Source organism: Candidatus Symbiopectobacterium sp. NZEC127 (genome assembly GCF_025962675.1).
In the GTDB taxonomy this organism is placed as follows: Bacteria; Pseudomonadota; Gammaproteobacteria; order Enterobacterales; family Enterobacteriaceae; genus Symbiopectobacterium.
Genome location: NZ_JAGFPG010000001.1, coordinates 1,419,493 through 1,445,748, shown reverse-complemented (window position 1 = coordinate 1,445,748; position 26,256 = coordinate 1,419,493). Strand labels below are relative to the sequence as shown.

Annotated in this window: 28 protein-coding genes; 21 read left to right on the top strand and 7 right to left on the bottom strand. The window is 55.1% G+C overall.

Annotated features, from left to right (window positions below; translation table 11 throughout):
• Positions 1–225: 225 nt before the first annotated feature.
• Complete coding sequence (locus tag J5069_RS06590) at positions 226–1,320, bottom strand: NADH:flavin oxidoreductase/NADH oxidase (RefSeq protein ID WP_264643081.1); 1,095 nt, start codon at positions 1,318–1,320, stop codon at positions 226–228.
• Positions 1,321–1,518: 198 nt separating this feature from the next.
• On the opposite strand from J5069_RS06590, the gene J5069_RS06585 reads away from it, so the two are divergent.
• A complete protein-coding gene (locus J5069_RS06585) occupies positions 1,519–2,589 on the top strand; it encodes a rhodanese-related sulfurtransferase (protein WP_264643080.1) in 1,071 nt (356 codons plus the stop codon).
• 111 nt (positions 2,590–2,700) lie between these two features.
• On the opposite strand, the gene bssS is transcribed toward J5069_RS06585, so the two are convergent.
• The 4 genes from bssS to pyrC form a co-directional block, all read right to left on the bottom strand.
• Positions 2,701–2,955, bottom strand: a complete 255-nt coding sequence (bssS, locus tag J5069_RS06580) for a biofilm formation regulator BssS (RefSeq protein WP_264624042.1) — start codon at positions 2,953–2,955, stop codon at positions 2,701–2,703.
• Between the two features lie 197 nt (positions 2,956–3,152).
• Complete coding sequence (locus J5069_RS06575) at positions 3,153–3,410, bottom strand: hypothetical protein (RefSeq protein WP_264643752.1); 258 nt, start codon at positions 3,408–3,410, stop codon at positions 3,153–3,155.
• A gap of 88 nt (positions 3,411–3,498) precedes the next feature.
• The gene (dinI, locus tag J5069_RS06570) at positions 3,499–3,738 is read right to left on the bottom strand and encodes a DNA damage-inducible protein I (RefSeq protein WP_264624041.1); all 240 of its coding nucleotides are present in this window, start codon (positions 3,736–3,738) and stop codon (positions 3,499–3,501) included.
• Between the two features lie 142 nt (positions 3,739–3,880).
• A complete protein-coding gene (gene pyrC / locus J5069_RS06565; RefSeq protein ID WP_264643079.1) occupies positions 3,881–4,924 on the bottom strand; it encodes a dihydroorotase in 1,044 nt (347 codons plus the stop codon).
• Between the two features lie 249 nt (positions 4,925–5,173).
• On the opposite strand from pyrC, the gene J5069_RS06560 reads away from it, so the two are divergent.
• A complete protein-coding gene (locus J5069_RS06560) occupies positions 5,174–5,461 on the top strand; it encodes a putative quinol monooxygenase (protein WP_264643078.1) in 288 nt (95 codons plus the stop codon).
• Between the two features lie 72 nt (positions 5,462–5,533).
• Here the strand turns inward: J5069_RS06560 and rne are convergent, their stop codons facing one another.
• Positions 5,534–8,869, bottom strand: coding sequence for a ribonuclease E (gene rne / locus J5069_RS06555; RefSeq protein WP_264643077.1), 3,336 nt, complete (start codon positions 8,867–8,869; stop codon positions 5,534–5,536).
• Positions 8,870–9,466: 597 nt separating this feature from the next.
• Between rne and rluC the strand changes: the two genes are divergently transcribed.
• The gene (gene rluC / locus J5069_RS06550) at positions 9,467–10,420 is read left to right on the top strand and encodes a 23S rRNA pseudouridine(955/2504/2580) synthase RluC (protein ID WP_264643076.1); all 954 of its coding nucleotides are present in this window, start codon (positions 9,467–9,469) and stop codon (positions 10,418–10,420) included.
• Positions 10,421–10,612: 192 nt separating this feature from the next.
• Here rluC and J5069_RS06545 read toward each other — a convergent pair whose 3' ends face one another.
• Positions 10,613–11,209, bottom strand: coding sequence for a Maf family protein (locus J5069_RS06545; RefSeq protein ID WP_264643075.1), 597 nt, complete (start codon positions 11,207–11,209; stop codon positions 10,613–10,615).
• Positions 11,210–11,367: 158 nt separating this feature from the next.
• Here J5069_RS06545 and yceD point away from each other — a divergent pair, with 158 nt between their 5' ends.
• The 18 genes from yceD to J5069_RS06455 all read left to right on the top strand — a co-directional run bounded on the left by yceD (position 11,368) and on the right by J5069_RS06455 (position 26,166).
• Positions 11,368–11,889, top strand: coding sequence for a 23S rRNA accumulation protein YceD (yceD, locus tag J5069_RS06540; RefSeq protein ID WP_264643074.1), 522 nt, complete (start codon positions 11,368–11,370; stop codon positions 11,887–11,889).
• Between the two features lie 16 nt (positions 11,890–11,905).
• Positions 11,906–12,076, top strand: a complete 171-nt coding sequence (gene rpmF / locus J5069_RS06535; protein ID WP_009112338.1) for a 50S ribosomal protein L32 — start codon at positions 11,906–11,908, stop codon at positions 12,074–12,076.
• A 29-nt stretch (positions 12,077–12,105) separates the two neighbouring features.
• A complete protein-coding gene (plsX, locus tag J5069_RS06530; protein ID WP_264643073.1) occupies positions 12,106–13,152 on the top strand; it encodes a phosphate acyltransferase PlsX in 1,047 nt (348 codons plus the stop codon).
• A 6-nt stretch (positions 13,153–13,158) separates the two neighbouring features.
• Positions 13,159–14,112: a beta-ketoacyl-ACP synthase III gene (locus tag J5069_RS06525; RefSeq protein WP_264643072.1), complete on the top strand. Its 954-nt coding sequence runs from the start codon at positions 13,159–13,161 to the stop codon at positions 14,110–14,112.
• A gap of 18 nt (positions 14,113–14,130) precedes the next feature.
• A complete protein-coding gene (gene fabD / locus J5069_RS06520) occupies positions 14,131–15,060 on the top strand; it encodes an ACP S-malonyltransferase (RefSeq protein ID WP_264643071.1) in 930 nt (309 codons plus the stop codon).
• Positions 15,061–15,074: 14 nt separating this feature from the next.
• On the top strand, positions 15,075–15,809 hold the full coding sequence (gene fabG / locus J5069_RS06515; RefSeq protein WP_264643070.1) for a 3-oxoacyl-ACP reductase FabG: 735 nt from the start codon (positions 15,075–15,077) through the stop codon (positions 15,807–15,809).
• A 154-nt stretch (positions 15,810–15,963) separates the two neighbouring features.
• Entirely contained in the window at positions 15,964–16,200 is a 237-nt protein-coding gene (gene acpP, locus J5069_RS06510) for an acyl carrier protein (RefSeq protein WP_012765204.1), read from the top strand.
• Positions 16,201–16,282: 82 nt separating this feature from the next.
• Positions 16,283–17,524: a beta-ketoacyl-ACP synthase II gene (gene fabF, locus J5069_RS06505; protein ID WP_264643069.1), complete on the top strand. Its 1,242-nt coding sequence runs from the start codon at positions 16,283–16,285 to the stop codon at positions 17,522–17,524.
• A 196-nt stretch (positions 17,525–17,720) separates the two neighbouring features.
• Entirely contained in the window at positions 17,721–18,521 is an 801-nt protein-coding gene (gene pabC / locus J5069_RS06500) for an aminodeoxychorismate lyase (protein ID WP_264643068.1), read from the top strand.
• Positions 18,522–18,535: 14 nt separating this feature from the next.
• Complete coding sequence (mltG, locus tag J5069_RS06495; protein ID WP_264643751.1) at positions 18,536–19,561, top strand: endolytic transglycosylase MltG; 1,026 nt, start codon at positions 18,536–18,538, stop codon at positions 19,559–19,561.
• The gene (gene tmk, locus J5069_RS06490; protein ID WP_264643067.1) at positions 19,551–20,219 is read left to right on the top strand and encodes a dTMP kinase; all 669 of its coding nucleotides are present in this window, start codon (positions 19,551–19,553) and stop codon (positions 20,217–20,219) included. The genes mltG and tmk overlap by 11 nt, the downstream gene beginning before the upstream one ends.
• Positions 20,220–20,221: 2 nt before the next feature.
• Positions 20,222–21,235, top strand: a complete 1,014-nt coding sequence (holB, locus tag J5069_RS06485) for a DNA polymerase III subunit delta' (RefSeq protein ID WP_264643066.1) — start codon at positions 20,222–20,224, stop codon at positions 21,233–21,235.
• A gap of 19 nt (positions 21,236–21,254) precedes the next feature.
• Positions 21,255–22,052, top strand: coding sequence for a metal-dependent hydrolase (locus J5069_RS06480; RefSeq protein ID WP_264643065.1), 798 nt, complete (start codon positions 21,255–21,257; stop codon positions 22,050–22,052).
• Between the two features lie 307 nt (positions 22,053–22,359).
• The gene (gene ptsG, locus J5069_RS06475) at positions 22,360–23,793 is read left to right on the top strand and encodes a PTS glucose transporter subunit IIBC (RefSeq protein ID WP_264643064.1); all 1,434 of its coding nucleotides are present in this window, start codon (positions 22,360–22,362) and stop codon (positions 23,791–23,793) included.
• Between the two features lie 185 nt (positions 23,794–23,978).
• Positions 23,979–24,329 (top strand): purine nucleoside phosphoramidase, encoded by a 351-nt coding sequence (gene hinT, locus J5069_RS06470; RefSeq protein WP_264643063.1) that lies wholly within the window; start codon positions 23,979–23,981, stop codon positions 24,327–24,329.
• A gap of 4 nt (positions 24,330–24,333) precedes the next feature.
• Positions 24,334–24,720: a YcfL family protein gene (locus tag J5069_RS06465; protein ID WP_264643062.1), complete on the top strand. Its 387-nt coding sequence runs from the start codon at positions 24,334–24,336 to the stop codon at positions 24,718–24,720.
• 20 nt (positions 24,721–24,740) lie between these two features.
• The gene (lpoB, locus tag J5069_RS06460; protein ID WP_264643061.1) at positions 24,741–25,319 is read left to right on the top strand and encodes a penicillin-binding protein activator LpoB; all 579 of its coding nucleotides are present in this window, start codon (positions 24,741–24,743) and stop codon (positions 25,317–25,319) included.
• Positions 25,279–26,166 (top strand): phosphotransferase, encoded by an 888-nt coding sequence (locus J5069_RS06455; protein ID WP_264643060.1) that lies wholly within the window; start codon positions 25,279–25,281, stop codon positions 26,164–26,166. Before lpoB ends, J5069_RS06455 begins: the two co-directional genes overlap by 41 nt.
• The last annotated feature ends 90 nt before the right edge of the window (positions 26,167–26,256 follow it).

The window sequence follows — 26,256 nt, the reverse complement described above, 5'->3', positions numbered from 1 at the left end:
CACCAGGTGATAGTGTCTAATGTGGTGCGGTGCATCATCAATCGTAATAATGATGCGGGAAAGCATTCCGGCACTGGAAGGCTAACCCTGCATAAGGCTATGTGGAATACCCCAATGATCAATATCCATCTTTTATCTTAGCATCGAAGAATAATGATGTTTAACCTTTGGTGGGATGTCTGTGCTGAAGAGACCCCTCCCGTTTGAGGCTGGGAGGGGGAATACTCAATGTTGGAACAGATTTTTAATGTGATGCGGTTCACTACGCCAGAATTGCGGCGGCGTTGATACTTGTGCGCCTAGGCGTGCGGCCGCATGCCATGGCCAGCGCGGGTTATAGAGCACAGCGCGCGCGATGCCGATAGCATCCGCCTGACCTGTCGCCACAATCGCTTCAGCCTGCTCGGCCTCTGTGATGAGACCAACTGCGATGGTGGTGATCCCCACCTCACGCTTGATGCGCTCAGCATAGCTGACCTGATAGTTGGGTCCTGGCTGAATACGCTGTGCCGGAGAGAGCCCGCCGCTTGAGACATGCATAAAATCGCAGCCAGCAGCGTGCAGCGCGTGGCTGAGCGCAACAGACTGCTCGAGATCCCATCCGCCTTCCACGCCATCGGTGGCGGAAATGCGCACGCCAACGGCTTTGTGCGCGGGAATAACCTCACGTACCGCGCGGAAAACCTCAAGTACCAGACGCATACGGTTATTCAAATCCCCGCCGTAGCGATCGTCACGCGCATTCGACAACGGTGACAGAAATTGATGCAGCAAATAGCCGTGTGCGGCATGGATTTCAAACACATCAAATCCGATGCGATCGGCGCGCTGAGCGGCATTGGCAAAGGCTGCGATGACATCTGCGATCTGCTGGGCCGACATCGCCGTTGGTGCCGTTTCATTATCGTCATAAGGCAGGGCCGAAGGGGCCACAGGCTGCCAGCCTCCTTGCTGTTCACTCACGCGAGCCCGCCCTTGCCACGGTACTGCGGTGGAGGCTTTGCGCCCGGCGTGGCCCAATTGAATGCCGAGTGGCATGGTGGAGTAGGCTTTAACGGCGTTGATTGCGGTGGCGAGTGCCTGCTCGGTTTCATCATTCCACAGCCCTAAATCCTGAGGAGATATACGGCCTTCAGGTACAACCGCTGTCGCTTCAATGATCAGCAACCCGGCGCCTGAATGGGACAGATTACCTAAATGCATGGTATGCCAAGGGGTTGCCAGACCGTTCTGGGCCGCATACTGACACATGGGAGCAATGATAATGCGGTTGGGCAATGTGACGGGGCCTAGCGCGAGTGGGGTAAATAGCCGACTCATGGTGGTTTCCTTATCCGAGAAAAAGCGAATAAACCATCATACGCCGAGATATTTTTGCCGTGTCGACGATTTTCTCCATGCCGCACAAATACCTCCTCTGGCGTAATCGCCGCAATCGGCTATAATCCCGCGCGTTACGCACATGTCGCCGTAACGTTATAATCTGGTTAACCCTCGCTGAAGACAGGAACGTACACCATGCCAGTGTTACACAACCGTGTTTCCAATGAGGAACTGAAAGCGCGTATGCTCGCGGAAACCGAGCCGCGCACCACAGTTTCCTTTTACAAATATTTCGCGCTTGATGATGCACAAGCGTTTCGCGATAACCTTTACCTGCAATTTCTGCAATGTGAGGTATTTGGCCGTGTCTATGTGGCGGCTGAAGGTATCAATGCGCAGGTAAGCGTGCCCGCCAGTCGCTTCGACGACTTTAAAGCGGCGCTGTACGGCGCGCATCCGGCATTGGACAGCATCCGGCTGAATGTGGCACTGGATGATGACGGAAAATCCTTTTGGGTGCTGCGCATGAAAGTGCGCGATCGCATTGTCGCGGATGGCATCGACGATCCGACCTTCAATCCCAGCGATGTTGGCTCCTACCTGAAAGCCGAGGCGGTTAACGCCATGGCGGACGATCCGGACACGCTGTTTGTCGATATGCGTAATCATTACGAATATGAAGTGGGGCATTTTGAAAATGCGCTTGAAGTGCCTTCCGATACCTTCCGTGAGCAATTGCCGATGGCAGCAGAAATGCTGGCTGATGCGCGGGACAAAAATATCGTGATGTATTGCACCGGCGGCATTCGCTGTGAAAAGGCCAGCGCCTATATGCGCCATCAGGGCTTCAAGAATGTTTACCATGTGGAAGGTGGCATCATTGAATACACCCGTCAGGCCAAGGCTCAGGGCTTACCGGTGAAATTCAGGGGTAAAAACTTTGTTTTCGATGAACGCATGGGGGAACGTATCACCGACGATGTTATCGCCCACTGCCATCAATGTGGCGAACCGTGCGATACCCACACCAACTGCCGCAATGCAGGGTGTCACTTGTTGTTTATTCAGTGTCCGCGCTGTCAGGCGGCCTATCTGGGCTGTTGTAGCGATGCCTGCCAGAGTGAGTTGGCGTTGCCGTTGGAACAGCAGCGTGAGCGACGTCGTGGACGGGAAACCAGCATGAAGATTTTTAATAAATCACGCGATCGGCTTAGAGGGTCGTTGCGTATCCCCGCGCCTGACGAAAGCGGCAGCAGTGAACAGTGACAGGATATTTAAGGGGCGCGGCTAATCGGGAAACTTAAGCGCGCTGAATATGACGACACCGCCATCAGGCGGTGTCGTTAAGAGATAATCGGTTACTGTGAAATCGGTAGACTAGTGCTTAAGTAAATCTTGTGGCTGAAAATCTGTCGACTCAATCTTAGCGATACCCGCTTCAAGAATATAAATAAGTTGCCGTGCTACATCGGTAGTAAGCCACAAGGTTCGGCCTACGTTTGCGTCTGCAGGTGCCTGGTCTGGGGTGGTTAAATAATGCAAACGGATCATCATGGCGTCATAACTGTCAACGGTGCTGATATCCCATCCTACAAGAGGATGTGTCTGAATAACTTCATTTTTTCTGTCCATACATACCCCTTATTGACTAGTTACTAACATGAGTGACTAACGAGGCTTGGGCGGCTCCTTATTGACAAGAGCAACTTAAGTATACTGTGACTTTTGTACAACAGGTGAGTTATTTTGACTCTTTTTGCAAAGAAAAATTTCTGGATATGATATCCCCTATATTCAGGGGGATATCAGTTAAGCGGGGGCAAAACGGGCTATTCGGCGCTGATACCAGCATGTTTTTCAAACACGGCAATAAGCAACGCCAGATGTTTTTTGGTCTGTTCTGAGCGATGTTCGTTGTGTGATTCCAATTTCAAATTATGCAGCAACAGCTGTGCCGTTCTTTCATCCAATGCAAATGCCAGGGAGGAAAACGCCAGTTCCAACGCATCAATCTTATGCTGCTGGTCACCAATCAGCGCTAATAATTCGCCGAACGTCATGGCTTGTTCTGGTTTCTCTACCGTCATTGTCATGTCCCTCCGTCATCGACCATTTACCGGCTAGTGTGAAGACTACAAGGATAAAATAGAAGGTCTCGATTATTAATGCCAGTGATTATTCCGCACTAAACCAATCGTCGGCACTCTCCCAGGTTTCCTGGAGGATTTCGGAAATTAACGCTTTATCATCCTTGTTGCCGCCCAACACGCTCAGATTGTTGGCCGCAGCGTAACGCACCTGAATGGCACTATCGGGATAATGGCGGTGTACGCGCTGGGTCAATTCGTGCGTCAAGGCTTCAATGGCGCCAGCGGGTAAGGGGGCTGATTTGGCTAATGTGAGTTCTACGCGCATGATACTCTCCTTTAATTGACTGGTTATTTATACAGTTAAAGGTGAGGGAGGGCAATACGGTTGAAATAAATATTTGGGCGGTGAAATGCAACGGTCGGTAACAGCCAGTGCGCCGCGAGTGTGCAGCGCGCTGGCGGAGAGATTAACGTACTTGCCAGTTCAGGGTTTGGCCTGCAAGGAAGGGCACCAGCGCATCATCACCCAACGCGATGCTTTCCGGGAAGGTCGTGGCAGCCTTATGCAGTTCAATCCAGTCCTCATTGATTGGCAAACCATAAAAGGCGGGCCCATTAAGCGAGCAGAACGCTTCTAACTTATCCAGTGCGCCAATCTCTTCAAATACGGTTGCATAAGCACAGAGCGCGGCCTGCGCGTTAAATACCCCGGCACAGCCGCAACTTGCTTCTTTCTTGTGGCGTGCATGGGGGGCAGAATCCGTACCGAGGAAGAAACGGTCAGAACCGCTGGCGACTGCATCGCGCAGTGCCTGTTGATGAATATTGCGTTTCAGAATCGGCAGGCAATACAAGTGAGGCCGTACCCCGCCTACCAGCATGTGGTTGCGGTTAAACATCAGGTGTTGTGGCGTCACGGTAGCGCCAAGATAGCGATCGCCGTCCAGCACGTACTGCGCGGCTTCACGGGTCGTGATGTGTTCAAACACGATTTTCAGCGTAGGGAAGCGTTTGCGCAGCGGCTCCATCACCGATTCGATAAAACGGGCCTCACGGTCGAAAATATCGATCGCCGGATCGGTCACTTCGCCGTGAATCAGCAGCGGCATGCCGATATCTGCCATCTGTTCGAGGATCGGGTAGAGATTGGCGACATCAGTAACGCCAAAACTGGAGTTAGTCGTCGCATTCGCCGGATAGAGCTTGGCGGCGGTAAATACCCCTTGTTGGAAGCCGGAAACGACTTCTTTCGCGTCCAACGAGTCTGTCAGATAGCAGGTCATCAACGGTTGAAAATTGTCACCCGCCGGGATCGCGGCAAGAATTCGTTCGCGATAGGCCAGCGCACTGGCAATGCTGGTCACTGGCGGTGTCAGGTTGGGCATCACAATCGCGCGACCAAAATGACGACTGGTAAACGGCAACACGGTGGCGAGTACGTCATCGTCGCGCAGGTGAAGATGCCAGTCATCAGGACGGCGAATTTTTAAAACGGTAGACAGTGTTGTCATGGAAAATGCTCCAGCGGGCTAAATGCTAAATGTCACGAGCAGATACGGCGGGACACAAGCATAAGCGCAAAGTGCGGGGAATGCACCCGTTTGTTGCTGGCGAACCCTTATTCGAGGTGAGTGGCGTTCTGTGCTAACCATGGCGCTGCAAGGTACACGTGAGGGAAAGAGTAGCGTATGGTAAGTCCCATCGCTAATTTCTCAGCCAGGCCATTCAAGGCCCGTTGGGATAACTAACAGGAGCAACATATGGAATTGCGCATTGTCGCCACTATTCAGGCCAAACCAGAGCACGTCGATGCCGTCGCACAAGCGGTGAAAAAGGTAGTGGCACCCAGCCGTGCCGAAGCGGGAAACCTGCAATACGATCTGCATGAATCATTGGAAGCGCCGGGTACCTTCGTCTTTTTTGAACGCTGGGCAAGTCGTGACGTGTTGACGGAGCACGAAGCAACCCCACACTTTCAGCAACTGGTGGCCGAGTTGGAAGGCAAAACGCTGGGTATGGTGATTACCCCGCTGCGCGCGCTGGTGTAAGCGGCGGTGCTTTCAATGTGGATATAAAAAAAACCCCTCCGAAGAGGGGTTTTTTGTGCCTGAACGGCGTATTTACTCAAACGAGGCGGGTTTTGCCGCTGCTGCTGTTGCATGATTAACGGCAGAGTGACCCCCCGCGCTGCCTTTACCGGCGAACTCGGTGGTCGGGCGTACCCAGTCGCTGTGGCGCGGTGCTTCCACCTCATAGGCTGGCGCAGGCGCTTTGGTCATCGGCGCGGAGGCAGCGTGCTGCTGTTTAGCCGCGCCGCGTAACGGCTGTACCGCACGAACCGTGGTCGGAACAGCGGGTTCTGCCACCTGCGGTGCGGTCTCGACAGCGGCAACGGGTGCAACGGTCTCAATCGCGTCGGCTGTGGTGACAGGCGCTTCAACCGTTTCAACCTCAGCAACCGCTGGTGCGGTTTCTTCCGTTGCCAGAGAAACCTCCGCTGCTGCGGTATGTTGCTCGACAGCTTCGACAGCTTCGACAGCTTCCTGCTCAGCGCTTGCTGCGCTTACCGTTGGTGCCACCACCGGTTGTTCTGCAACAACAGGGCTCGGCACTGAGGTGGTTTCCGTGACAGCGACATCAACAGATTCTGTTGTCTCGACCGCGTCTGGGACTCCGGCCGGTTCAACGGTAGCCGGTGCTTCGACGGTGTCTTGTGCGACATGTTCAGGTGCGACAGGCGCGGTGCTGAAGGTGTCGGCTACAGGCGGTGCGCTGACGTCGTCCGTCACTGGTGTCGCGACAGGTTGTGCTTCCGCCTCAAGTGCTGCGAGGACCGGCAGTGCGGCAATCGGTGCTTCTACGGCCGGTGCCAGCTCGGTTGACAGTTCGTCGTTTTGCGCCAGCGCAGCCACCGGATAGCGGATCCACACTTTACCGGACGCCATTTCCGGCGAAGCAGAAGCCTGCGCCAACGGCATCGGTGATTGTGTCGGATAACGCTCATCACGATAGCGACGACGACGTTGACCACTCACGCGCAGATGACGCGGTGAACGGCGCGAGCGACGTGGCATATTGGCATCATTACGGCCCGCATCTGCCTGCTCAGCGTTGGTTTCGGTCTCCGCCGGAGCGTTTGCCGTGGCGTCCGTCAACAGCGGCAGGGCGTGTTCTGCCACTGGCGCAGGCAATGTTGATGCTTCAACCTGGCTATCAGCGTGTGCTGCGTCACCGTCAATGATACGCACTTTCTGAGTTAACTGGCGGCGCTGACGGCGCGGCATGACCGGCGTCGGTTTCTCCTGTTCACCCTCTTCCTGCGTGTTTTCTTCATCACGGTTCAGGACTTTAACATCTTGCTGGGCTTGACGTTTTTCATCCTGACGACGACGTTGACGCTCAGCGCGCTGTTCACGGCGCTGCTGATCGTCACGCGGCGCTTTTTCAACTGCTTCTTCAACGGGGGCGACAGTTTCCGCCACCGCTGCTGGGGCATTCTGACGTTTGTTGCGACGGTTCTCATCCCGTGATTCGCGGTTACCGTCACGGTTTTCCTTGTTGCCATCACGACCATCACGACCATCACGGCTGTCACGGGCACCATCACGTTGATTACGATCGCGACGGTTGTTTGAACCTTGACGACGACCGGAACGGCGCTCCTGACGCTGCTCCGTTGAGGCAGGCTCTTGCGTGTCGGTGCTTTCCGGTTGGCTTTCAGCGCTGGCAAACACGTTTTTCAACGCGCCGAACAGACGACCAAACAGCCCAGGCGTTGCAGGCGCAGCGGCTTGCTCTGGTGCGGTTTGAACTGTCGGCTTCGGTGTGATTACCGGCGATTCAGGCAGGTCAGACATGGTGAACGTGGCCAGGGCCGGTTGCTCAGGAACCTTGCGCTCCAGGGATTGCTCTTCCTGAACCTGTTGTGCCTCGGCATCAAGGCGCTGTGGCAGCAGATAGCTGAGCGTGGTTTTTTCTTCGCCTTTACGCACGCGCATAACATGGTAGTGCGGCGTTTGCATGCCATCGTGCGGCACGATAACAGCGCGCACGCCACCCTGACGTTTTTCAATCGCATTCACGGCTTCGCGTTTTTCATTCAGCAGATAAGACGCGATAGGCACCGGCACGATAGCGTGAACTTCCCGGGTGTTCTCTTTCAGCGCTTCTTCTTCAATCAGACGCAGGATAGAGAGCGACAGGGATTCGTTATCACGGATAGTACCCGTCCCGCTACAGCGAGGGCAGACGTGATGACTGGATTCACCCAGCGACGGGCTCAACCGCTGACGGGACATTTCCAGCAGGCCGAAGCGGGAGATGCGACCAATCTGAATACGGGCACGATCCTGACGAACGGCATCGCGCAGTCGGTTTTCCACTTCACGCTGGTGACGAACCGGGGTCATATCGATAAAGTCGATGACAATCAAGCCACCGAGGTCGCGCAGACGCAACTGGCGGGCGATTTCATCAGCCGCTTCGAGGTTGGTGTTGAAGGCGGTTTCTTCGATATCGCCGCCGCGCGTTGCGCGGGCCGAGTTGATATCGATCGCCGTCAACGCTTCGGTGGTATCGATGACAATGGAGCCGCCAGAAGGCAAACGCACTTCGCGCTGGAAGGCGGATTCAATTTGCGATTCGATCTGATAGTGGCTGAACAACGGAATTTCACCGCTGTACAATTTGATTTTGCTGCTGAAATCCGGACGGCCCAGGGCAGAGATATGCTCTTTGGCAAGGTCGAGGATTTTGGGGTTATCGATAAGAATTTCACCGATATCCGGGCGCAGGTAGTCGCGGAATGCACGCACGATAACATTGCTTTCCTGATGAATCAGGAAAGGAGCAGGGCGACCTTCCGCCGCTTTTTGGATGGCATCCCAGTGTTTCAGACGAAACGCCAGATCCCACTGAAGCGCATCGGCGGATTTGCCGACACCCGCGGTACGCACGATGAGCCCCATGCCATCAGGCAGTTCGAGCGAGCTCAGTGCTTCTTTCAGTTCGGTGCGATCGTCGCCTTCGATGCGACGAGAAATGCCACCCGCGCGCGGGTTGTTCGGCATCAACACCAGATAGCTGCCCGCCAGACTGATAAAGGTGGTCAGCGCTGCACCCTTGTTGCCACGCTCTTCTTTGTCCACCTGAACAATCACTTCCTGACCTTCGCGCAACACATCTTTGATGTTGGGACGACCATGTGAGGAGTAGTTACTGGGGAAGTATTCGCGAGCGATCTCTTTTAAGGGAAGGAAACCGTGTCTTTCAGCGCCGTAATCGACAAAAGCAGCTTCAAGACTGGGTTCGATGCGGGTGATTTTTCCTTTATAGATATTGGCCTTTTTCTGCTCATGGCCTGGGCTTTCAATATCCAGATCGTAGAGCCGTTGACCATCAACCAAAGCAACACGCAACTCTTCTTGCTGAGTTGCGTTAATTAACATTCTTTTCATCTTAACTTACTCGTTATTTTTACTTGCATCATTGATAGAGCTACGGACAAAGATGCTGAATGACCGGGTTCACCGATGGCCTCGTGGCTTATCGCAGGGACGTCAACCTCCCGGTTGTCGCCTGCATAGAGGCGCATATTTCGGTAGCCTGTATTTCCTGGTGGAAAACAGCACATTTATTGAGGGAACAGCTTCTGAAGAAGGGTCACCAGATCTGATTCCATTTACCGGCCAAGCTGCCATCCGCAGCCCGCTAACTGCTTGATTCCGCATTACGTCTTACGCCATTGCCGCGTTTATACGTTATCAGGCAAATTTACCTATTTTGCCCTTTCCACTGTTTCAGGAAGATAGGCGGGTAAAACCACTGCATTATTCCATTGCTGGTACTGTTATAGCAAGGTGACTTTACGGATGTGCAACAAGATTGTTGTCCTGATTTTAATCAAACGCACGAACACTATGTCTGAAGTCCGCAAGCTCGATGGCAATCAGTTGGCCCAATCTCTGTGCAACAGCCCATTAAGTGCCTGACAGACAGTTAAGCACATAAAAAGAAGTGGCGCTATCTGCACGGGCTATTTAGAATCGCGCATCATGAAAACAGAGAATCCATCAGTACAATTTATCGCAGTTTCTGCCGATGAAGCAGGGCAGCGTATCGACAACTTTTTGCTCGCGCGGCTCAAAGGCGTGCCGAAAAGCATGATTTACCGCATCTTGCGTAAAGGCGAAGTGCGTGTGAACAAAAAACGTGTCAAGCCGGAATATAAGCTACAGGATGGCGATGTGGTGCGCGTTCCTCCCGTGCGCGTAGCGGAGCGCGACGAGCCAGCGGTGTCTGCCAGCCTCGGTAAGGTTGCCGCGTTGGCCAATTGCATTCTGTATGAAGATGACAGCCTGATCGTGCTCAATAAGCCTTCCGGCACGGCGGTACACGGCGGCAGCGGGCTAAGCTTTGGCGTCATTGAAGGGCTGCGTGCACTGCGGCCTGAAGCGCGCTTTCTGGAATTGGTACACCGGCTCGATCGCGATACGTCCGGCGTATTGCTCATCGCGAAAAAACGCTCGGCGCTGCGTGCGCTGCACGAGCAACTGCGGCTTAAGGGAATGCAGAAAAATTATCTGGCGCTGGTACGCGGTCAGTGGCAATCCCACTGCAAAGCGGTGCAGGCACCGCTATTGAAGAATATTTTGCAAAGCGGCGAGCGCGTGGTGCGCGTCAGTAGTGAAGGCAAACCTTCGGAAACTCGTTTCAAGGTGGAAGAACGCTTTGAGCAGGCGACGCTGGTGCGCGCCAGCCCGGTGACGGGACGTACCCATCAGATCCGTGTGCATACGCTGCACGCAGGCCATCCCATTGCGTTCGACGATCGCTATGGCGACAGAGAATTTGACCGGCAACTGGCTGCCACCGGGCTGTCGCGTTTGTTCTTGCACGCACAGTCGTTGACTTTTGAACATCCCGGTACCGGCGAGACGATGCGTATCGAAGCACCGCTCGATGCGGCGTTACGCCACTGCTTGCAGGTGTTGCGGCAGCAGAAATAGCATCACTGATGTTGGGTAACCTGACCAAAACAGTAACTCCTACCACCAACCGTCATTCCCGCGAAAGCGGGAATCTCTTGCTGAAGAAACGCGTTTATCCTCGCAGAGATCCCCGGCTTTCGCCGAGGATGACGAAGAGAGGGCCGGGGATGGCGAGGATAACGAGAGGGACTGTGAGGCGGTACCTGTTGGTTACCCTAACCCGGTCAGCGTTAGCGGGTTGACGCCTTCGTGGCGCAGCATCTCGCACAGCGCAATTAACGGCAGGCCAACCAGCGTATTCGGGTCGCGTCCGGAAAGTTTATCAAACAGGGCGATGCCCAATCCTTCACTTTTGAAACTGCCTGCGCAATGCCAGGGCTGCTCCCGCGCCAGATAGGCAGCAATGTCTTCTTCACTCAGCGCACGAAAATGCACGTCAAAGGGCTCGACCTGCGATTGCAGCACGCCACTGGCGCTGTTGAGCAGCGCCAAACCGGTATAAAAGGTGACGCGGTTGCCGCTGGCCTGACGCAACTGCTGCGCCGCTTTCTCCGCTATCAGCGGCTTTCCTGTAATGACACCGTTAAGCACGCAGACTTGATCGCCGCCGATAATCAGGTGTGCGGGGTAGCGGCTCGCCAGTGCCTGCGCTTTTTCCCGTGCTAATCGCTCAACCAGCGCGACGGCGCTTTCTTGTGCACGTGGGGTTTCATCAATATCGGGATTGGCACACTGAAACGGCAGTCCCAGCTTGGCGAGCAGGCTTTTACGGTAAGGAGAGGTAGAGGCGAGCACTATCTGAGACATAATTTTTACGATAAACCGTAGCGTAATCAAAAAAGGCATTTTACACTGTGCGCCGCTGAGAAAGCGAATCTGGGCGAATGCGAATCTTGATAAAATAGTGAGACAACGCAGCCTTTTTCTTTGACTCTATGTCGTTACGACGTTAATATGCGCGCCCTATGCAAAAGGTAAAATTACCCCTGACCCTGGATGCGGTTCGCACGGCTCAAAAACGGTTAGACTATGTTGGTGTCTACACGGTTGAACAAGTTGCACGCGTTGCCGAGTCTGTGGCCAGTGTGGATAGTGATGTTCAGGTCTCTTTATCGTTTAATATCGATAATCAGCGCCTGGCGGTGATTAACGGCAGTGCACAAGTGGACGTTACGCTGATGTGCCAGCGCTGCCAAAAGCCGTTCGAACATCAGATTCACACCACATTTTGTTTCAGTCCTGTCGTCAATGACGAGCAGGCAGAGGCTCTGCCGGAAGCGTATGAGCTGATCGATGTCGATGAGTTTGGCGAGGTCGATTTGCTGGCGATGGTTGAAGATGAGATTATTCTCGTATTGCCCATCGCTCCGGTACACGATTCTGAACACTGTGAAGTGTCCGAAGCGGACATGGTGTTTGGTAAACTGCCTGAAGAGGCGGAGAAACCGAACCCGTTTGCCGTATTAGCCAGTTTAAAGCGTAAGTAATTAAGGAGTAAGGTCCATGGCCGTACAACAGAACAAACCTAGCCGTTCCAAACGTGGTATGCGTCGTGCTCACGATGCGCTGACCACCTCTTCTGTTTCCGTAGACAAAGTTTCTGGCGAAACTCATCTGCGTCATCACATCACTGCGGATGGTTACTACCGCGGTCGCAAGGTTATTGCCAAATAATTCTCACGAATTATTAGCAAGGCAATACCTTGACACGCCTCACACTGGCGTTAGATGCAATGGGCGGGGACGTCGGTCCCTGCGTTACAGTGCCTGCGGCATTGCAGGCACTGGCTTCTAATCCGGGTCTTCACTTGTTATTGGTCGGCGATCCCGCCGCGCTTTATCCATTACTCGCCAAAGTCGATTCTGCTTTACTCTCCCGGTTGGAAATTGTGCCGGCTGAATCGGTTATTGCGAGTGATGCGCGCCCGTCGCAGGCGATCCGTGCCAGTCGTGGCACGTCGATGCGCATTGCGCTGGAACTGATTAAAACGGGTAGGGCACAGGCGTGCGTGAGTGCAGGAAATACCGGTGCTTTGATGGGACTGGCGAAACTGCTGCTCAAACCGTTGGAAGGTATCGATCGTCCAGCCTTGGTGACGGTGCTGCCGCATCAGCAGCAGGGCAAAACGGTGGTGCTGGATTTGGGTGCCAATGTCGAGTGTAACAGCGCGCAATTGGTGCAGTTTGCCGTGATGGGTTCAGTGATGGCCGAAGAAGTGTTAGCGCTGAACAATCCGCGCGTCGCCCTGCTGAACATCGGCGAAGAAGAGACCAAAGGCTTGGCCGCGATCCGCGATGCGGCTGCGCAGCTAAAGAATACGCCCTCGATTAACTATATTGGTTATCTTGAAGGCAATGAGTTGTTGACGGGCAAAACCGACGTGATGGTCTGTGACGGCTTTGTGGGTAATGTCACATTGAAAACGATGGAAGGCGTGGTAAGGATGTTCCTGTCACTGCTTAAATCGTCGTCGACCGATGTCGGGCATAAAGCAAAGCAAGCGTGGTGGCTCACGTTGATCGGCCGTTTTATCCAAAAACGTTTGGCGAAACGGTTCGGACATCTCAATCCTGATCAATATAATGGCGCATGTCTGTTAGGGCTGCGGGGCACCGTGATAAAAAGCCATGGCGCGGCAAACCAACGGGCGTTTGCCGTCGCTATCGAACAGGCAATGCAGGCGGTGCAGCGGCAACTTCCTGACCGAATTGCGGCGCGCCTGAAAACTGTATTACCCAAGAGTGACTGAGCGTACATGTATACTAAAATAATCGGAACGGGCAGTTTTTTGCCTGAACAAATCAGGACGAACGCTGATTTAGAACAATTGGTCGACACTTCCGATGAGTGGATTGTGACGCGCACCGGTATCCGTGAGCGCCGCATTGCCGGGCCGGATGAAAACGTGGCGACCATGGGACATCAGGCCGCGCTGAACGCGCTGGAGATGGCGGGCGTTGACAAGGACAAGATTGGCTTGCTGATTGTCGCAACCACGTCCTCTACGCACGCGTTCCCGAGCGCCGCGTGTCAGGTTCAACAGATGCTGGAGATCCGCGACACCATCGCCTTTGACGTCGCTGCGGCTTGCGCAGGGTTTACCTATGCGCTCAGCATTGCCGATCAATATATTAAAAACGGTGCGGTAGATTACGCGCTGGTGGTTGGCTCAGACACACTGGCGCGCACCCTGGATCCTGCCGATCGCGGTACCATCATTCTGTTTGGTGACGGTGCGGGCGCGGTGGTGTTAGGGCAATCGGAACAGCCCGGCATCCTGTCAACCCACCTGCACGCGGATGGTCGCTACGGCCATCTGTTGACGCTGCCTCATCAGGATCGTGCGCATCAGGATCAACCTGCCTACCTGACCATGGCCGGTAACGAAGTGTTCAAAGTGGCCGTGACGGAACTGGCGCACATCGTTGAAGAAACGCTGCATGCCGCACAGCTCGACAAGAGCGAACTGGACTGGTTGGTGCCGCATCAGGCTAACCTGCGTATCATCAGTGCCACGGCGAAGAAATTGGGCATGGGCATGGACAAGGTTGTGGTGACTCTCGATCGCCACGGCAATACGTCGGCCGCTTCCGTACCCTGCGCGCTGGATGAAGCGGTGCGCGATGGGCGGATAAAACCCGGTCAGTTGATCCTGCTGGAAGCCTTTGGCGGCGGGTTCACCTGGGGTTCTGCGCTGGTTCGTTTTTGATCAAACGGGACGTTTAAAATGACGCAATTTGCAATGGTATTTCCGGGGCAAGGTTCCCAGACAGTCGGCATGCTGGCTGAACTGGCGGCACAGTACTCGGTAGTACAGGAAACCTTTGCCCAGGCTTCTGAGGTATTGGGTTATGACTTGTGGCAGCTCACTGCACAAGGCCCGGCGGAAGAACTGAATAAAACCTGGCAAACTCAACCAGCGCTGCTGACGGCGTCGGTGGCGATTTGGCGGGTGTGGCAGCAGCAGGGCGGCAAACAGCCCGCGCTGATGGCAGGTCACAGTCTGGGCGAATATTCGGCGCTGGTGTGTGCCGGTGCGCTGGATTTTCAGGAAGCGGTGCGTCTGGTTGAACTGCGCGGCAAACTGATGCAGGAAGCCGTGCCGGAAGGGACGGGCGCCATGTACGCCATCATCGGTCTGGATAACGATGCCATTGCGGCGGCCTGTGAAGCATCTGCCGAGGGGCAAGTGGTTTCTCCGGTGAATTTCAACTCGCCGGGGCAGGTGGTTATCGCGGGTAACAAAGAAGCCGTTGAGCGTGCCGGTGCTGCTTGTAAAGCCGCCGGGGCCAAACGTGCGTTGCCGCTGCCGGTGAGTGTGCCTTCTCACTGCGCGTTGATGAAACCTGCGGCAGAAAAACTGGCAGAGGCGTTAAAAACGATTACAGTTACTACGCCAGCCATTCCAGTGGTAAACAACGTTGATGCGCGTAGCGAAACCGATCCCGATGCCATCCGTGCAGCGCTGGTAAAACAGCTGTACAGCCCGGTGCGCTGGACCGAGTGTGTCTCCTACGTTGCAGCCCAAGGTGTTGACACCTTGCTGGAAGCGGGACCGGGCAAAGTATTGACCGGGCTGACAAAGCGTATCGTTGATACCCTGAGTGCGGCGGCGATTAACGATCCGGCTTCACTGTCTGCGGCCCTGGAACAATAAGAACGGAGAGTACCATGAGCTTTGAAGGAAAAATCGCCCTGGTAACGGGTGCCAGCCGCGGTATTGGCCGTGCGATCGCAGAAACGCTGGTTGCTCGCGGTGCCACCGTGGTGGGAACCGCCACCAGCGAAAATGGCGCGCAAGCCATCAGCGAGTGGTTGGGTGCCAATGGCAAAGGTTATATGCTCAACGTCGCCGATCAGGCGTCCGTTGAAGCGGTACTGACAGCCATTCGTGCGGATTTCGGTGAAATCGACATTTTGGTCAACAACGCGGGTATTACGCGTGATAACCTGTTGATGCGAATGAAAGACGATGAGTGGCAAGATATTATCGACACCAATCTGACATCGGTATTCCGTCTGTCAAAAGCGGTGTTGCGTGCCATGATGAAAAAGCGCTTTGGCCGTATCGTCACCATCGGTTCCGTAGTCGGGACCATGGGGAACGGCGGACAGGCGAACTATGCGGCAGCGAAAGCGGGCCTGATTGGTTTTAGCAAGTCGCTGGCGCGCGAAGTGGCCTCACGCGGCATTACTGTCAATGTGGTTGCGCCAGGTTTTATCGAAACCGATATGACGCAGGCATTGACAGAAGAACAACGTGCAGGCATTTTGAGCCAGGTTCCTGCGAACCGTCTTGGGGACGCTAAAGAAATCGCCAGTGCTGTTGCTTTTTTGGCCTCCGATGAGGCTGGTTATATTACGGGTGAGACATTGCATGTCAACGGCGGCATGTATATGATCTAAATAGCTCGGAATTTATTTGCGTTATTTGCGGTGAAAACCGCAAAATAGCACAAAATCGTGGTTAGACCAGCCGGGATTTTGTTGCATCTTTTTCAACATTTTATACACTACGAAAACCATCGCGAAAGCGAGTTTTGATAGGAAATTTAAGAGTATGAGCACTATCGAAGAACGCGTTAAGAAAATCATCGTTGAACAGCTTGGTGTTAAACCGGAAGAAGTGGTTAACAACGCTTCCTTCGTTGATGACCTCGGCGCTGATTCTCTTGACACCGTTGAACTGGTAATGGCGCTGGAAGAAGAATTTGATACTGAAATTCCAGACGAAGAAGCAGAAAAAATCACAACTGTTCAGGCAGCCATTGATTTTATTCAGGCTAACCAGCAGTAAGCGAACATATCTAGGCGGTCATTCGACCGCCTAAGTTTTCTTTGTCCCGCAGTGTCATATTTTCCCTCCCTGGAGGACAAGCGTGTCTAAGCGTCGTGTAGTTGTGACCGGACTGGGCATGTTAACTCCTGTCGGCAATACAGTTGAGTCCACCTGGACTGCTCTTCTTGCCGGTCAGAGTGGCATCAGCCCGATCGACCATTTCGATACTACTGCCTATGCAACTCGTTTTGCTGGCTTAGTAAAGGATTTCAATAGCGAGGATTTCATCTCGCGCAAAGAAGCGCGCAAGATGGATGCCTTTATCCAATACGGTGTCGCCGCGGGCATTAACGCCATGCGCGATTCCGGTATTGAAGTGACGGAAGAAAACGCGACGCGCTTCGGTGCGGCGATCGGTTCCGGCATTGGTGGCCTGGGACTCATTGAAGAGAACCACAGTTCACTGGTGAACGGCGGTCCGCGTAAAATCAGCCCGTTCTTTGTCCCTTCCACCATTGTTAACATGGTGGCTGGGCATCTGAGCATCATGTTCGGACTGCGTGGTCCGAGTATTTCCATTGCCACTGCCTGTACTTCTGGCGTGCATAATATCGGCCATGCGGCGCGCATCATTGCTTACAACGATGCAGATATCATGCTGGCTGGCGGCGCGGAAAAAGCCAGTACGCCTCTGGGCGTTGGTGGATTTGGCGCAGCCCGTGCACTTTCCACGCGTAACGACAATCCTCAGGCGGCAAGCCGTCCGTGGGATAAAGATCGCGATGGTTTCGTGCTGGGTGACGGTGCCGGGATCATGGTGCTGGAAGAGTATGAACATGCGAAGAAACGCGGCGCGAAAATTTACGCCGAAATCGTTGGCTTCGGCATGAGCAGCGATGCCTATCACATGACGTCACCGCCGGAAAACGGTGCGGGCGCGGCGCTGGCGATGCAAAACGCTCTGCGCGATGCGGGCATCACCCCGGCTCAGATTGGGTACATCAACGCGCACGGCACATCAACGCCTGCGGGTGACCTGGCGGAAACGCACGCGGTGAAATCCGTGTTTGGTGAACAAGCGAGCCGCGTAATGGTGAGCTCAACCAAATCCATGACCGGCCACCTGTTAGGGGCTGCGGGCGCTGTGGAATCTATCTTCACGGCGCTGGCGCTGCGCGATCAGGTTGTTCCGCCGACCATCAATCTGGATAATCCGGACGAAGGTTGCGACCTGGATTTTGTACCACATGAAGCACGTCAGGTTTCCGATATGGAATACACACTGTGTAACTCCTTCGGTTTTGGCGGCACCAACGGTTCACTGGTATTCCGCCGCGTGTAACAGCGTTGCGATACCGCTAAAAGCCCGGGCAACCGGGTTTTTTTTTGCCTGTCACCCACCGTTGTGGTAGGGCAGAATTCAGAACACGCCACTTGTTGCCGCCCTGGGTTACTGGCACTCTGAACGTCACGCTACTGCCACGACTATTGGTGTTGTTGGCGTCAGCGTAAATGAACGTGTTGGGTGAGGACTGCGTATGTTTTGGATAAATGGTCAGGTGCAAGAGCAGATAGCCGTTGCCGATCGTGGCCTCCAGTACGGTGACGGATGCTTCACCACCGCGCGCGTGCTGGAAGGCAAGGTCGTGTGGTTAGCATTGCATATGGCGCGGTTACGTCAGGACGCTGAGCGTTTGCTTATTCCGTTTGCGGCATGGGATACACTGCAAGCCGAAATGGAGCGGGCGGCGCAGGGGGTTGAGCAAGGCGTAGTAAAAGCCATCGTAACGCGCGGCAGTGGCGGTCGAGGTTACAGCACACTGTCTTGTGGCGAACCGACACGCATTGTGATGCAGACGGGTTATCCAGCGCATTACATCGAATGGCGCAAGCAGGGCATCACCCTTGGCATCAGTCCGGTCACATTAGGGCGCAACCCACGATTGGCGGGCATTAAACACTTGAACCGGCTGGAGCAGATCCTGATACGTCAGGAGATGGACGCACAAGCTGTCGATGACGTGGTGGTGCTTGACACTGAGGGCTACCTGGTGGAATGCTGTGCGGCTAATTTGTTTTGGCGCAAGGGCTGTCAGGTGTTTACACCGGATCTGTCAGCGGCGGGCGTGAGTGGCGTAGCGCGCCAGCAGGTGATGACCCGCTTGGCCCACTGTCCCGATTATCAGCTACAGGTGGTGCGTGAACCCGTGACGACGCTCGCCGATGCCGATGAAGTGTTGGTGTGTAATGCATTGATGCCGGTGCTTCCGGTCAATCAAATTGATACCTGGTGTTATCGCTCCAGAGCGTTGTACCAACTACTGAGCCCTAACGGTTAGTCGATGGTTGAATGATGAAAAGAAAGAAAACGCTATTTTTCCTGCTGTTGGTGATAGTACTCGCCTCGGCACTCGGCGCTGCTTGGCATAACCTGCAACAGTTTGCCCGCTCATCGCTGCTGCTTGAACATGAGACCATTTTCACCCTTCCGGCCGGAACCGGTAGAGAGGGGCTGGAAACGACGCTGACAGAACAGCAGGTGATCCCTTCAACCGTGCTGTTTCAGTGGTTGCTGCGCGCAGAGCCCGAATTAGCCAAGTTCAAAGCCGGGACCTACCGCTTTATGCCGGGCATGACGGTACGGGAGATGCTGGCGCTGCTGGCGAGCGGCAAAGAGGCGCAGTTCTCTATTCGTTTTGTCGAAGGATCGCGACTGCGCGACTGGCTGGAAACGTTGAAAACCGCACCTTACCTGACGCACAGCGTGCAGGATCAAACGCCGCAAGCGATCGCCACGCTGTTGGACATTAAAGAGGCAGAGAACCCGGAAGGCTGGCTCTATCCCGATACCTATCTTTACACCGCTGGGACGCGCGACAGCGATCTGCTGCTGCGTGCACATCATCGTATGCGTAGTGTGGTGGATGGCGTGTGGAAAAACCGCGAAGCGGGCTTGCCTTATGCATCGCCGGAAGAGCTGCTGACCATGGCCTCCATCGTGGAAAAAGAGACGGCAGTCAAAGAGGAGCGCCCTCAGGTCGCGTCGGTGTTTGTGAATCGTCTACGTGCCGGCATGCGTCTGCAAACCGATCCTACCGTGATTTATGGCATGGGTGAGGATTATCGTGGCGTGATAACGCGTAGCGCGCTGGACACCGCGACGCCGTATAATACCTATGTGATTGCCGGGTTGCCGCCGACGCCGATCGCCATGCCGAGTCGAGCTGCACTTGAAGCCGCCGCGCATCCGGCAAAAACAGATTATCTTTATTTTGTGGCGGACGGTAAGGGTGGGCACCGTTTCACCACCAACCTTGCCGATCATAACCGTGCAGTGCGCGCTTACCGCTCAACGCTGAAGGACCGGGATGAACAGTAAATTTATCGTGATTGAAGGATTGGAAGGCGCAGGCAAAACCAGTGCGCAGAACACCGTATTAACCACTTTACGGGCGCACGGGGTTCAGGATGTGGTTTTTACCCGCGAACCGGGCGGTACGCCGCTGGCCGAGCGGCTGCGTGACCTGATAAAACAGGGCGCTGACGACGAAATAATCACGGATAAAGCGGAATTATTGATGCTTTATGCCGCGCGCGTGCAACTGGTGGAAAATGTCATCAAACCCGCCTTGGCGCGTGGCAGTTGGGTGATTGGCGATCGCCACGATCTCTCCTCGCAGGCTTATCAGGGCGGCGGGCGCGGTATGGATCAACAATTGATGCAGTCACTGCGCGATACCGTGCTGGGCACCTTTCGCCCCGATCTGACCTTGTATTTGGATATTCCGCCGGAGCAGGGATTGGCGCGCGCGCGTCAGCGCGGTGCGCTCGACCGCATTGAGCAGGAATCGCTGGATTTCTTTGCCCGCACCCGCGCACGCTATCAGGCGCTGGCCGCCGCCGATGCCACCATCGTTACCGTTGATGCCTCGCAGTCGTTGGACAAGGTGAGTGCTGATATTGAAGCTGCGCTGGTGCAGTGGCTTGGTCAGCAGCCGGCACCAGAAGCTGCGCCGCTGTCGGTACAGGAGCGCTAAGCATGGAATGGTATCCCTGGTTGAATGGGCCCTATCGGCAACTGATTGAGGGATATCAGGAGGGGCGGGCGCACCATGCGGTATTGTTGCACGCGCTGCCCGGTATGGGCCGCGAATCGCTGGTGTATGCGTTATCCAGACGCGTGCTGTGCCAGAAGCCCGAGGGCATGAAAAGCTGCGGCGAGTGCCATTCCTGTAAATTGATGATGGCGGGCACGCACCCTGACTGGTATGCCCTCAGCCCGGAAAAGGGCAAGCAGACGTTAGGGGTTGATGCGATACGCAGCGTATTGGAAAACCTCTATCAGCGTTCACGGCAGGGCGGTGCCAAGCTGGTATGGATTGAAAACAGCGAACAGTTGACGGAAGCGGCGGCCAACGCGCTGTTAAAAACCCTGGAAGAGCCGCCAGAATCGACCTATTTTCTGCTGGGTTGCCATGAGCCAGCGCGTTTGTTGGCGACGCTGCGCAGCCGCTGCCTGCACCTGTATCTGCCAACACCCGACGAAGCGCAGAGCGTTGTCTGGCTGAATAAACGACACCCTGCGCCTGCGCAGGCGCTGCAAACCGCGCTGCGGTTGCAGGCCGGTGCGCCGCTGGCGGCTGAGCACCTGCTGCAAGACGACACCGCGCGTCAGCGCACTGCCTTATGTCAGGCGCTGGCAAACGCGGTGCCAACGCGTGCGTTTTATTCGTTGTTGCCGCAACTGAACCACGAGGACGCACCGGAGCGTCTTCACTGGCTCTCCTCGCTGCTGCTGGATGCGTTAAAAATACAGCGTGGAGCCGCGAGCGCGCGCGTCAACCTCGATCAGGATGCGCTGATAGCGCTGTTAGCCAACCAATTACCCGCTGCGGAAATCGATGCGGTGCTGGCGCGTTGGCTGCGCTGCCGCCATCAACTGCTGACGGTGACAGGCGTGAACCGTGAACTCCTGCTGGCCGATGTGCTGCTGGAATGGGAACAACGGTTCCAAACGGCAAGCCTGAATTCCCTCCCTCCTTTCTCTGTTTGATAAGCGTTGAGTAAATAGCATGTTATTAGTGGATTCGCACTGCCACCTTGATGGTCTGGATTATCAATCTCTGCATAAAGATGTGTCTGATGTGTTGACCAAAGCGCGGGCGCGTGACGTCGGCTTTGTGCTGGCGGTGGCAACCACACTGCCCGGTTTTCGCACCATGCGCGAACTGATCGGCGATCGGCCGGGGGTGGCTTATTCGTGCGGCGTGCATCCTCTTAATCAGGACGCGCCGTATGATTATGCCGAGCTACGCCAACTGGCCGCCGATCCGCACGTGGTGGCGATGGGGGAAACCGGCCTGGATTACCATTATCAGCCGGAAACGCAGGCGCAACAGCGTGATTCCTTTCGCGAACACATTCGTGTCGGCTGTGAGTTAAACAAACCGGTTATCGTGCACACCCGTTCGGCACGTCAGGATACCCTTGATATCCTGAAAGAAGAGGGGGTAGAGCGCTGTGGTGGCGTGTTGCACTGCTTCACGGAAGATATCGCGACCGCGCGCACGCTGCTGGATATGGGGTTCTACATCTCGTTTTCAGGCATTGTGACGTTTCGCAATGCAGACGAACTTCGCGACGTTGCCCGGTTTGTTCCGCTGGATCGCCTGCTGGTTGAAACCGATTCGCCCTGGCTGGCGCCGGTGCCGTTTCGTGGCAAAGAGAACCAGCCTGCCTATGTGCGCGATGTCGCCGAGTACCTGTCCGTGCTAAAAGGTGTTGATCTTGCACAATTAGCGACGGCTACCACAGACAATTTCTCCCGCCTGTTCCACATCGATTCGCAGCGGTTGACCGCCGCCGTCTAGTGATTAAAATGGCCGAGTTTTTTTGTGCCGCGTAATTAATTGACGCTCACCTGTGCGCTGGTTGGTGATTTCGCCACCAGCGACAGAAATTCTGCCTGCCTGTTAGGGACAGAAATAGTGATTTTGTGCGCTACTCGACCTGCTGGCGCAATGAAACGTGATAGCAGTCAAACATTGAATGATTCATTTATTTTACTCTGCGTAAAAATTAAAAGAGGGATAAATCCCTCAAATAACAAAGGGTATCCTCCCCGCCTTTTGTTGCTATAACGCCGTAAAGCACTATTACTCAGGAGCACACTCAATTATGTTCAAGAATGCATTTGCCAACCTGCAAAAAGTAGGTAAGTCGCTAATGCTGCCTGTTTCCGTACTGCCCATTGCAGGTATCCTGCTGGGCGTCGGATCGGCCAACTTTAGCTGGCTACCGGCCATCGTCTCAAGCGTGATGGCGCAAGCGGGTGACTCCGTATTCGCCAATATGCCACTGATTTTTGCCATCGGCGTTGCCCTCGGTTTTACCAATAACGATGGGGTTTCCGCGCTGGCGGCCGTTGTTGCCTACGGCATCATGGTGAAGACGATGGCTGCGGTGGCTCCACTGGTGCTGCAACTGCCGCCCGAAGTGATCATCAAACAACATCTGGCGGATACCGGGGTGCTCGGCGGGATCATCGCAGGTTCGATTGCGGCCTACATGTTCAACCGCTTTTACCGCATCCAGTTGCCGGAATACCTGGGCTTCTTCGCCGGTAAGCGCTTTGTGCCGATTATCTCCGGCCTGACGGCGATCATCACCGGCGTGGTGCTCTCCTTTATCTGGCCACCGGTAGGGACCGCAATCCAGACGTTCTCGCATTGGGCTGCCTATCAGAACCCGGTGCTGGCATTCGGGCTATACGGTATTGTTGAACGTTCACTGGTGCCGTTTGGCTTGCACCATATCTGGAATGTGCCGTTCCAGATGCAGATCGGTGAATTCACCAACGCAGCGGGTCAGGTGTTCCACGGTGACATCCCGCGTTACATGGCCGGTGACCCGACCGCGGGTAAACTGGCGGGTGGCTTCCTGTTCAAAATGTACGGTCTGCCTGCGGCGGCGATTGCCATCTGGCACTCCGCCAAGCCGGAGAATCGCGCTAAAGTGGGCGGCATTATGCTCTCTGCGGCGCTGACCTCGTTCCTGACCGGGATCACTGAACCGATCGAGTTCTCCTTCCTGTTCGTGGCACCGATCCTGTACGTGATTCATGCCATTCTGGCAGGTCTGGCGTTCCCTATCTGTATCCTGCTGGGCATGCGCGATGGCACCAGCTTCTCCCACGGTTTGATCGACTTCGTGGTGCTGAGCGGTAACGGTAGCAATCTGTGGCTGTTCCCGATTGTTGGCCTGTGCTACGCGCTGGCTTACTACACCATCTTCCGCGTATTGATTGCCAAACTGAATCTGAAAACGCCGGGCCGTGAAGAGAGCACCTCTGAACAGTCTGCGCATAACAACAGTGAAATGGCAGCGGCGCTGGTGAGCGCATTCGGTGGCACAGCGAACATCACCAATCTGGATGCGTGTATTACGCGTCTGCGCGTCAGCGTCGGTGATGTTGCCAAAGTGGATCAGGCAGGCCTGAAAAAACTGGGTGCAGCCGGTGTTGTTGTCGCAGGTTCCGGTGTACAGGCAATTTTTGGTACTAAATCGGACAACCTGAAAACGGATATGGATGATTACATCCGTAATCACTGATTCGTGGTCCGGGGAGTGATAAAGGGAGCGTAAGCTCCCTTTTTTATTGGGCGCTGACCTGCGGTGAACACGCTGAAATTCAAATGTCTGAACAAGAAAAAACAGAAAGAAGGTTGAAAGCAACCGAAAGAGTCACTCATACTGCCGTAACCATTCGGCGTTACACGTTTACAAGGAACTCAAACATGGCTGAAGAAACCATTTTCAGTAAAATTATCCGCCGGGAAATTTCGTCCGACATCGTCTATCAGGATGAGCTGGTGACCGCTTTTCGTGATATCGCTCCCCGTACGCCAACACACGTTTTGATCGTGCCTAACGTATTGATTCCGACCGTAAACGATGTTTTGCCTGAGCACGAGCAGGCGCTGGGAAGATTGTTCACCGTCGCCAGCAAGATTGCGCGCGACGCGGGCATTGACGAAGACGGCTATCGCCTGATCGTCAACTGCAATCGTCATGGCGGCCAGGAGGTCTATCATATTCATATGCACCTGCTGGGTGGTCGTCCTCTGGGACCGTTGCTGTCGGACTAACGTCATGAACTTCCAGATTGTGCGCGGCCTGTTATCAGCCTTATTGGTATTGGGGGCCGTCGCGTGCTCCAGTAAGCCGCCCGTGCTGACCATCAACGAACGGCAAACATTAGTGCTTGATGCCTCGCTGCTTTCCGCCGGGATTACGGCATCGAAACCCGATCTGACCACGCGCAGTGAAGGCGGCAGGGCGTCGGCAGTGCTGCGTAATACCGCATCACAGTCAGTGATGGTGCAGTACCGTTTCTACTGGTATGACGCAAAGGGGTTAGATGTGCTGCCTTATGACGAGGTGCGCAGCGTGCTGGTGCCAGCGCAGAGCGAAGCGCGTATCTCCGGCGCGCATGAAGGTCAGAATGTTCAGCAAGTACGCCTGCATCTGTTTCTGTAAAAGCGTTTAGAGAGGAAAGCATGAAAAAGTATCTTGTGCTGCTGTTCGCTGCAATGGTGTTGACCGGCTGTATGACGCGTCCGCCAGAGCAACAGCCACCGGCGCAGATCGAGCCGGTAAAACCGTCACAGCCGGAAGTGGTTACGCCACCGCCGGGACAGTCGGTGCCCACGCCTCCGAAAATTCAAACCCTGAACTGGGATGGCAGCGTCGGGCCGTTAGTAGCACAACTGCGACAGGCCAGCGGCGTAGCACCCGGCAGCATCCTGCTGGTTGACAGCGTGAAGAACAACACTAACGGATCGCTGCCGGTCGCGAAGGCGACAACGGCGATTTACGAGGCACTGGCGAGTGGTAACGCGTTCACGCTGGTGCCGCGTGAGCAGGTCGCCGTGGCGAAACAGACGCTGGGGTTATCGGCAGAGGACAGTCTGGGCTCGCGCACTAAAGCCATTGGCCTGGCGCGCTACGTGAGCGCACAGTATGTGCTCTACAGCGACGTGAGCGGTGATGTGAAGACGCCGCAGTTGGACATGCAACTGATGCTGGTGCAAACCGGTGAAATCGTGTGGTCGGGAAATGGTGCCGTCCAACAGTAAATCGGCGCTTGAACGTCTGCTTGCGCAACACTTTCCGGCGGTCGATACCGCCGGTTTTCATTTCGATGCCGTCAACGGTTCGGGCAGCGGCTGCTGGCGCGTTCGCGTGGGCCATCGTGAGCTGCTGGCGCGGCCACAAACCGCCGAGGCGGCGCAGTTGGGGGTATTCAGGCAGCGTGAATATCGGGTGTTACGTCAACTCTCGGCACGGCAGTTGGCACCCAAGCCTGTCATCTACCGCGACGGGTGGCTCATCGTGGAATGGGCCGCAGGGACGACGGCGTGCGCGCAGGATTTTTCCTGCATATTGGAAAACGGTGCGCTGGCACAGCTGCTCAGCCAACTTCACCGCCAGCCGTGCTGTGGTTATCGCTTGAATTTGCCGGTGCAGTTCACCCACCATTGGCAAAACATGGATCCGCGTCGCCGCTCGCCAGCGCTGCTGCGCTGGCACCAGCATTTTCAGCGCAGTGCGCAGCCTGACTTGCTCGCGTGGGCTCCTCTGCATCTTGACGTGCATAGCGAGAATGTCTTGATCACGCCGCAGGGTTCGCTGCTGCTTATCGATTGGGAATACGCCGCCGATGGTGATATTGGCCTGGAACTGGCGCTGCTGGTGCGTGGCAACGGGCTTGACGGTGCATCACAACGACGCTTGCTGCGGAGCTACCAGCAGCAACGCCCCGGCTTTAGCGCGCAGGCGCTGAACGCATCGGTTCAACAGTGGTTGCCCTGGGCCGATTTTCTTATTCTGATGTGGTGCGAGGTGTGCTGGCATCAAACGGGGCAAACGGCGTTTTTAGCGGCAGGTTCGGCATCGCGTCGTGCTCTGGGGGTAAACGCGTAATCCGAACGGATAATCCACACGCCCGTGTGGTAGATAACCTGTCACCGGTCAATGCAGGCACAATACATCAGGTGTATTATCAAAGAGCAT

Excerpts from the sequence above, each read along its gene's own strand:
- J5069_RS06590 (WP_264643081.1), bottom strand. The coding sequence starts at position 1,320 with ATGAGTCGGCTATTTACCCCACTCGCGCTAGGCCCCGTCACATTGCCC.
- J5069_RS06585 (WP_264643080.1), top strand. The coding sequence starts at position 1,519 with ATGCCAGTGTTACACAACCGTGTTTCCAATGAGGAACTGAAAGCGCGT.
- bssS (WP_264624042.1), bottom strand. The coding sequence starts at position 2,955 with ATGGACAGAAAAAATGAAGTTATTCAGACACATCCTCTTGTAGGATGG.
- J5069_RS06575 (WP_264643752.1), bottom strand. The coding sequence starts at position 3,410 with ATGACGGTAGAGAAACCAGAACAAGCCATGACGTTCGGCGAATTATTA.
- dinI (WP_264624041.1), bottom strand. The coding sequence starts at position 3,738 with ATGCGCGTAGAACTCACATTAGCCAAATCAGCCCCCTTACCCGCTGGC.
- pyrC (WP_264643079.1), bottom strand. The coding sequence starts at position 4,924 with ATGACAACACTGTCTACCGTTTTAAAAATTCGCCGTCCTGATGACTGG.
- J5069_RS06560 (WP_264643078.1), top strand. The coding sequence starts at position 5,174 with ATGGAATTGCGCATTGTCGCCACTATTCAGGCCAAACCAGAGCACGTC.
- rne (WP_264643077.1), bottom strand. The coding sequence starts at position 8,869 with ATGAAAAGAATGTTAATTAACGCAACTCAGCAAGAAGAGTTGCGTGTT.
- rluC (WP_264643076.1), top strand. The coding sequence starts at position 9,467 with ATGAAAACAGAGAATCCATCAGTACAATTTATCGCAGTTTCTGCCGAT.
- J5069_RS06545 (WP_264643075.1), bottom strand. The coding sequence starts at position 11,209 with ATGTCTCAGATAGTGCTCGCCTCTACCTCTCCTTACCGTAAAAGCCTG.
- yceD (WP_264643074.1), top strand. The coding sequence starts at position 11,368 with ATGCAAAAGGTAAAATTACCCCTGACCCTGGATGCGGTTCGCACGGCT.
- rpmF (WP_009112338.1), top strand. The coding sequence starts at position 11,906 with ATGGCCGTACAACAGAACAAACCTAGCCGTTCCAAACGTGGTATGCGT.
- J5069_RS06525 (WP_264643072.1), top strand. The coding sequence starts at position 13,159 with ATGTATACTAAAATAATCGGAACGGGCAGTTTTTTGCCTGAACAAATC.
- fabD (WP_264643071.1), top strand. The coding sequence starts at position 14,131 with ATGACGCAATTTGCAATGGTATTTCCGGGGCAAGGTTCCCAGACAGTC.
- fabG (WP_264643070.1), top strand. The coding sequence starts at position 15,075 with ATGAGCTTTGAAGGAAAAATCGCCCTGGTAACGGGTGCCAGCCGCGGT.
- acpP (WP_012765204.1), top strand. The coding sequence starts at position 15,964 with ATGAGCACTATCGAAGAACGCGTTAAGAAAATCATCGTTGAACAGCTT.
- pabC (WP_264643068.1), top strand. The coding sequence starts at position 17,721 with ATGTTTTGGATAAATGGTCAGGTGCAAGAGCAGATAGCCGTTGCCGAT.
- mltG (WP_264643751.1), top strand. The coding sequence starts at position 18,536 with ATGAAAAGAAAGAAAACGCTATTTTTCCTGCTGTTGGTGATAGTACTC.
- tmk (WP_264643067.1), top strand. The coding sequence starts at position 19,551 with ATGAACAGTAAATTTATCGTGATTGAAGGATTGGAAGGCGCAGGCAAA.
- holB (WP_264643066.1), top strand. The coding sequence starts at position 20,222 with ATGGAATGGTATCCCTGGTTGAATGGGCCCTATCGGCAACTGATTGAG.
- J5069_RS06480 (WP_264643065.1), top strand. The coding sequence starts at position 21,255 with ATGTTATTAGTGGATTCGCACTGCCACCTTGATGGTCTGGATTATCAA.
- ptsG (WP_264643064.1), top strand. The coding sequence starts at position 22,360 with ATGTTCAAGAATGCATTTGCCAACCTGCAAAAAGTAGGTAAGTCGCTA.
- hinT (WP_264643063.1), top strand. The coding sequence starts at position 23,979 with ATGGCTGAAGAAACCATTTTCAGTAAAATTATCCGCCGGGAAATTTCG.
- J5069_RS06465 (WP_264643062.1), top strand. The coding sequence starts at position 24,334 with ATGAACTTCCAGATTGTGCGCGGCCTGTTATCAGCCTTATTGGTATTG.
- lpoB (WP_264643061.1), top strand. The coding sequence starts at position 24,741 with ATGAAAAAGTATCTTGTGCTGCTGTTCGCTGCAATGGTGTTGACCGGC.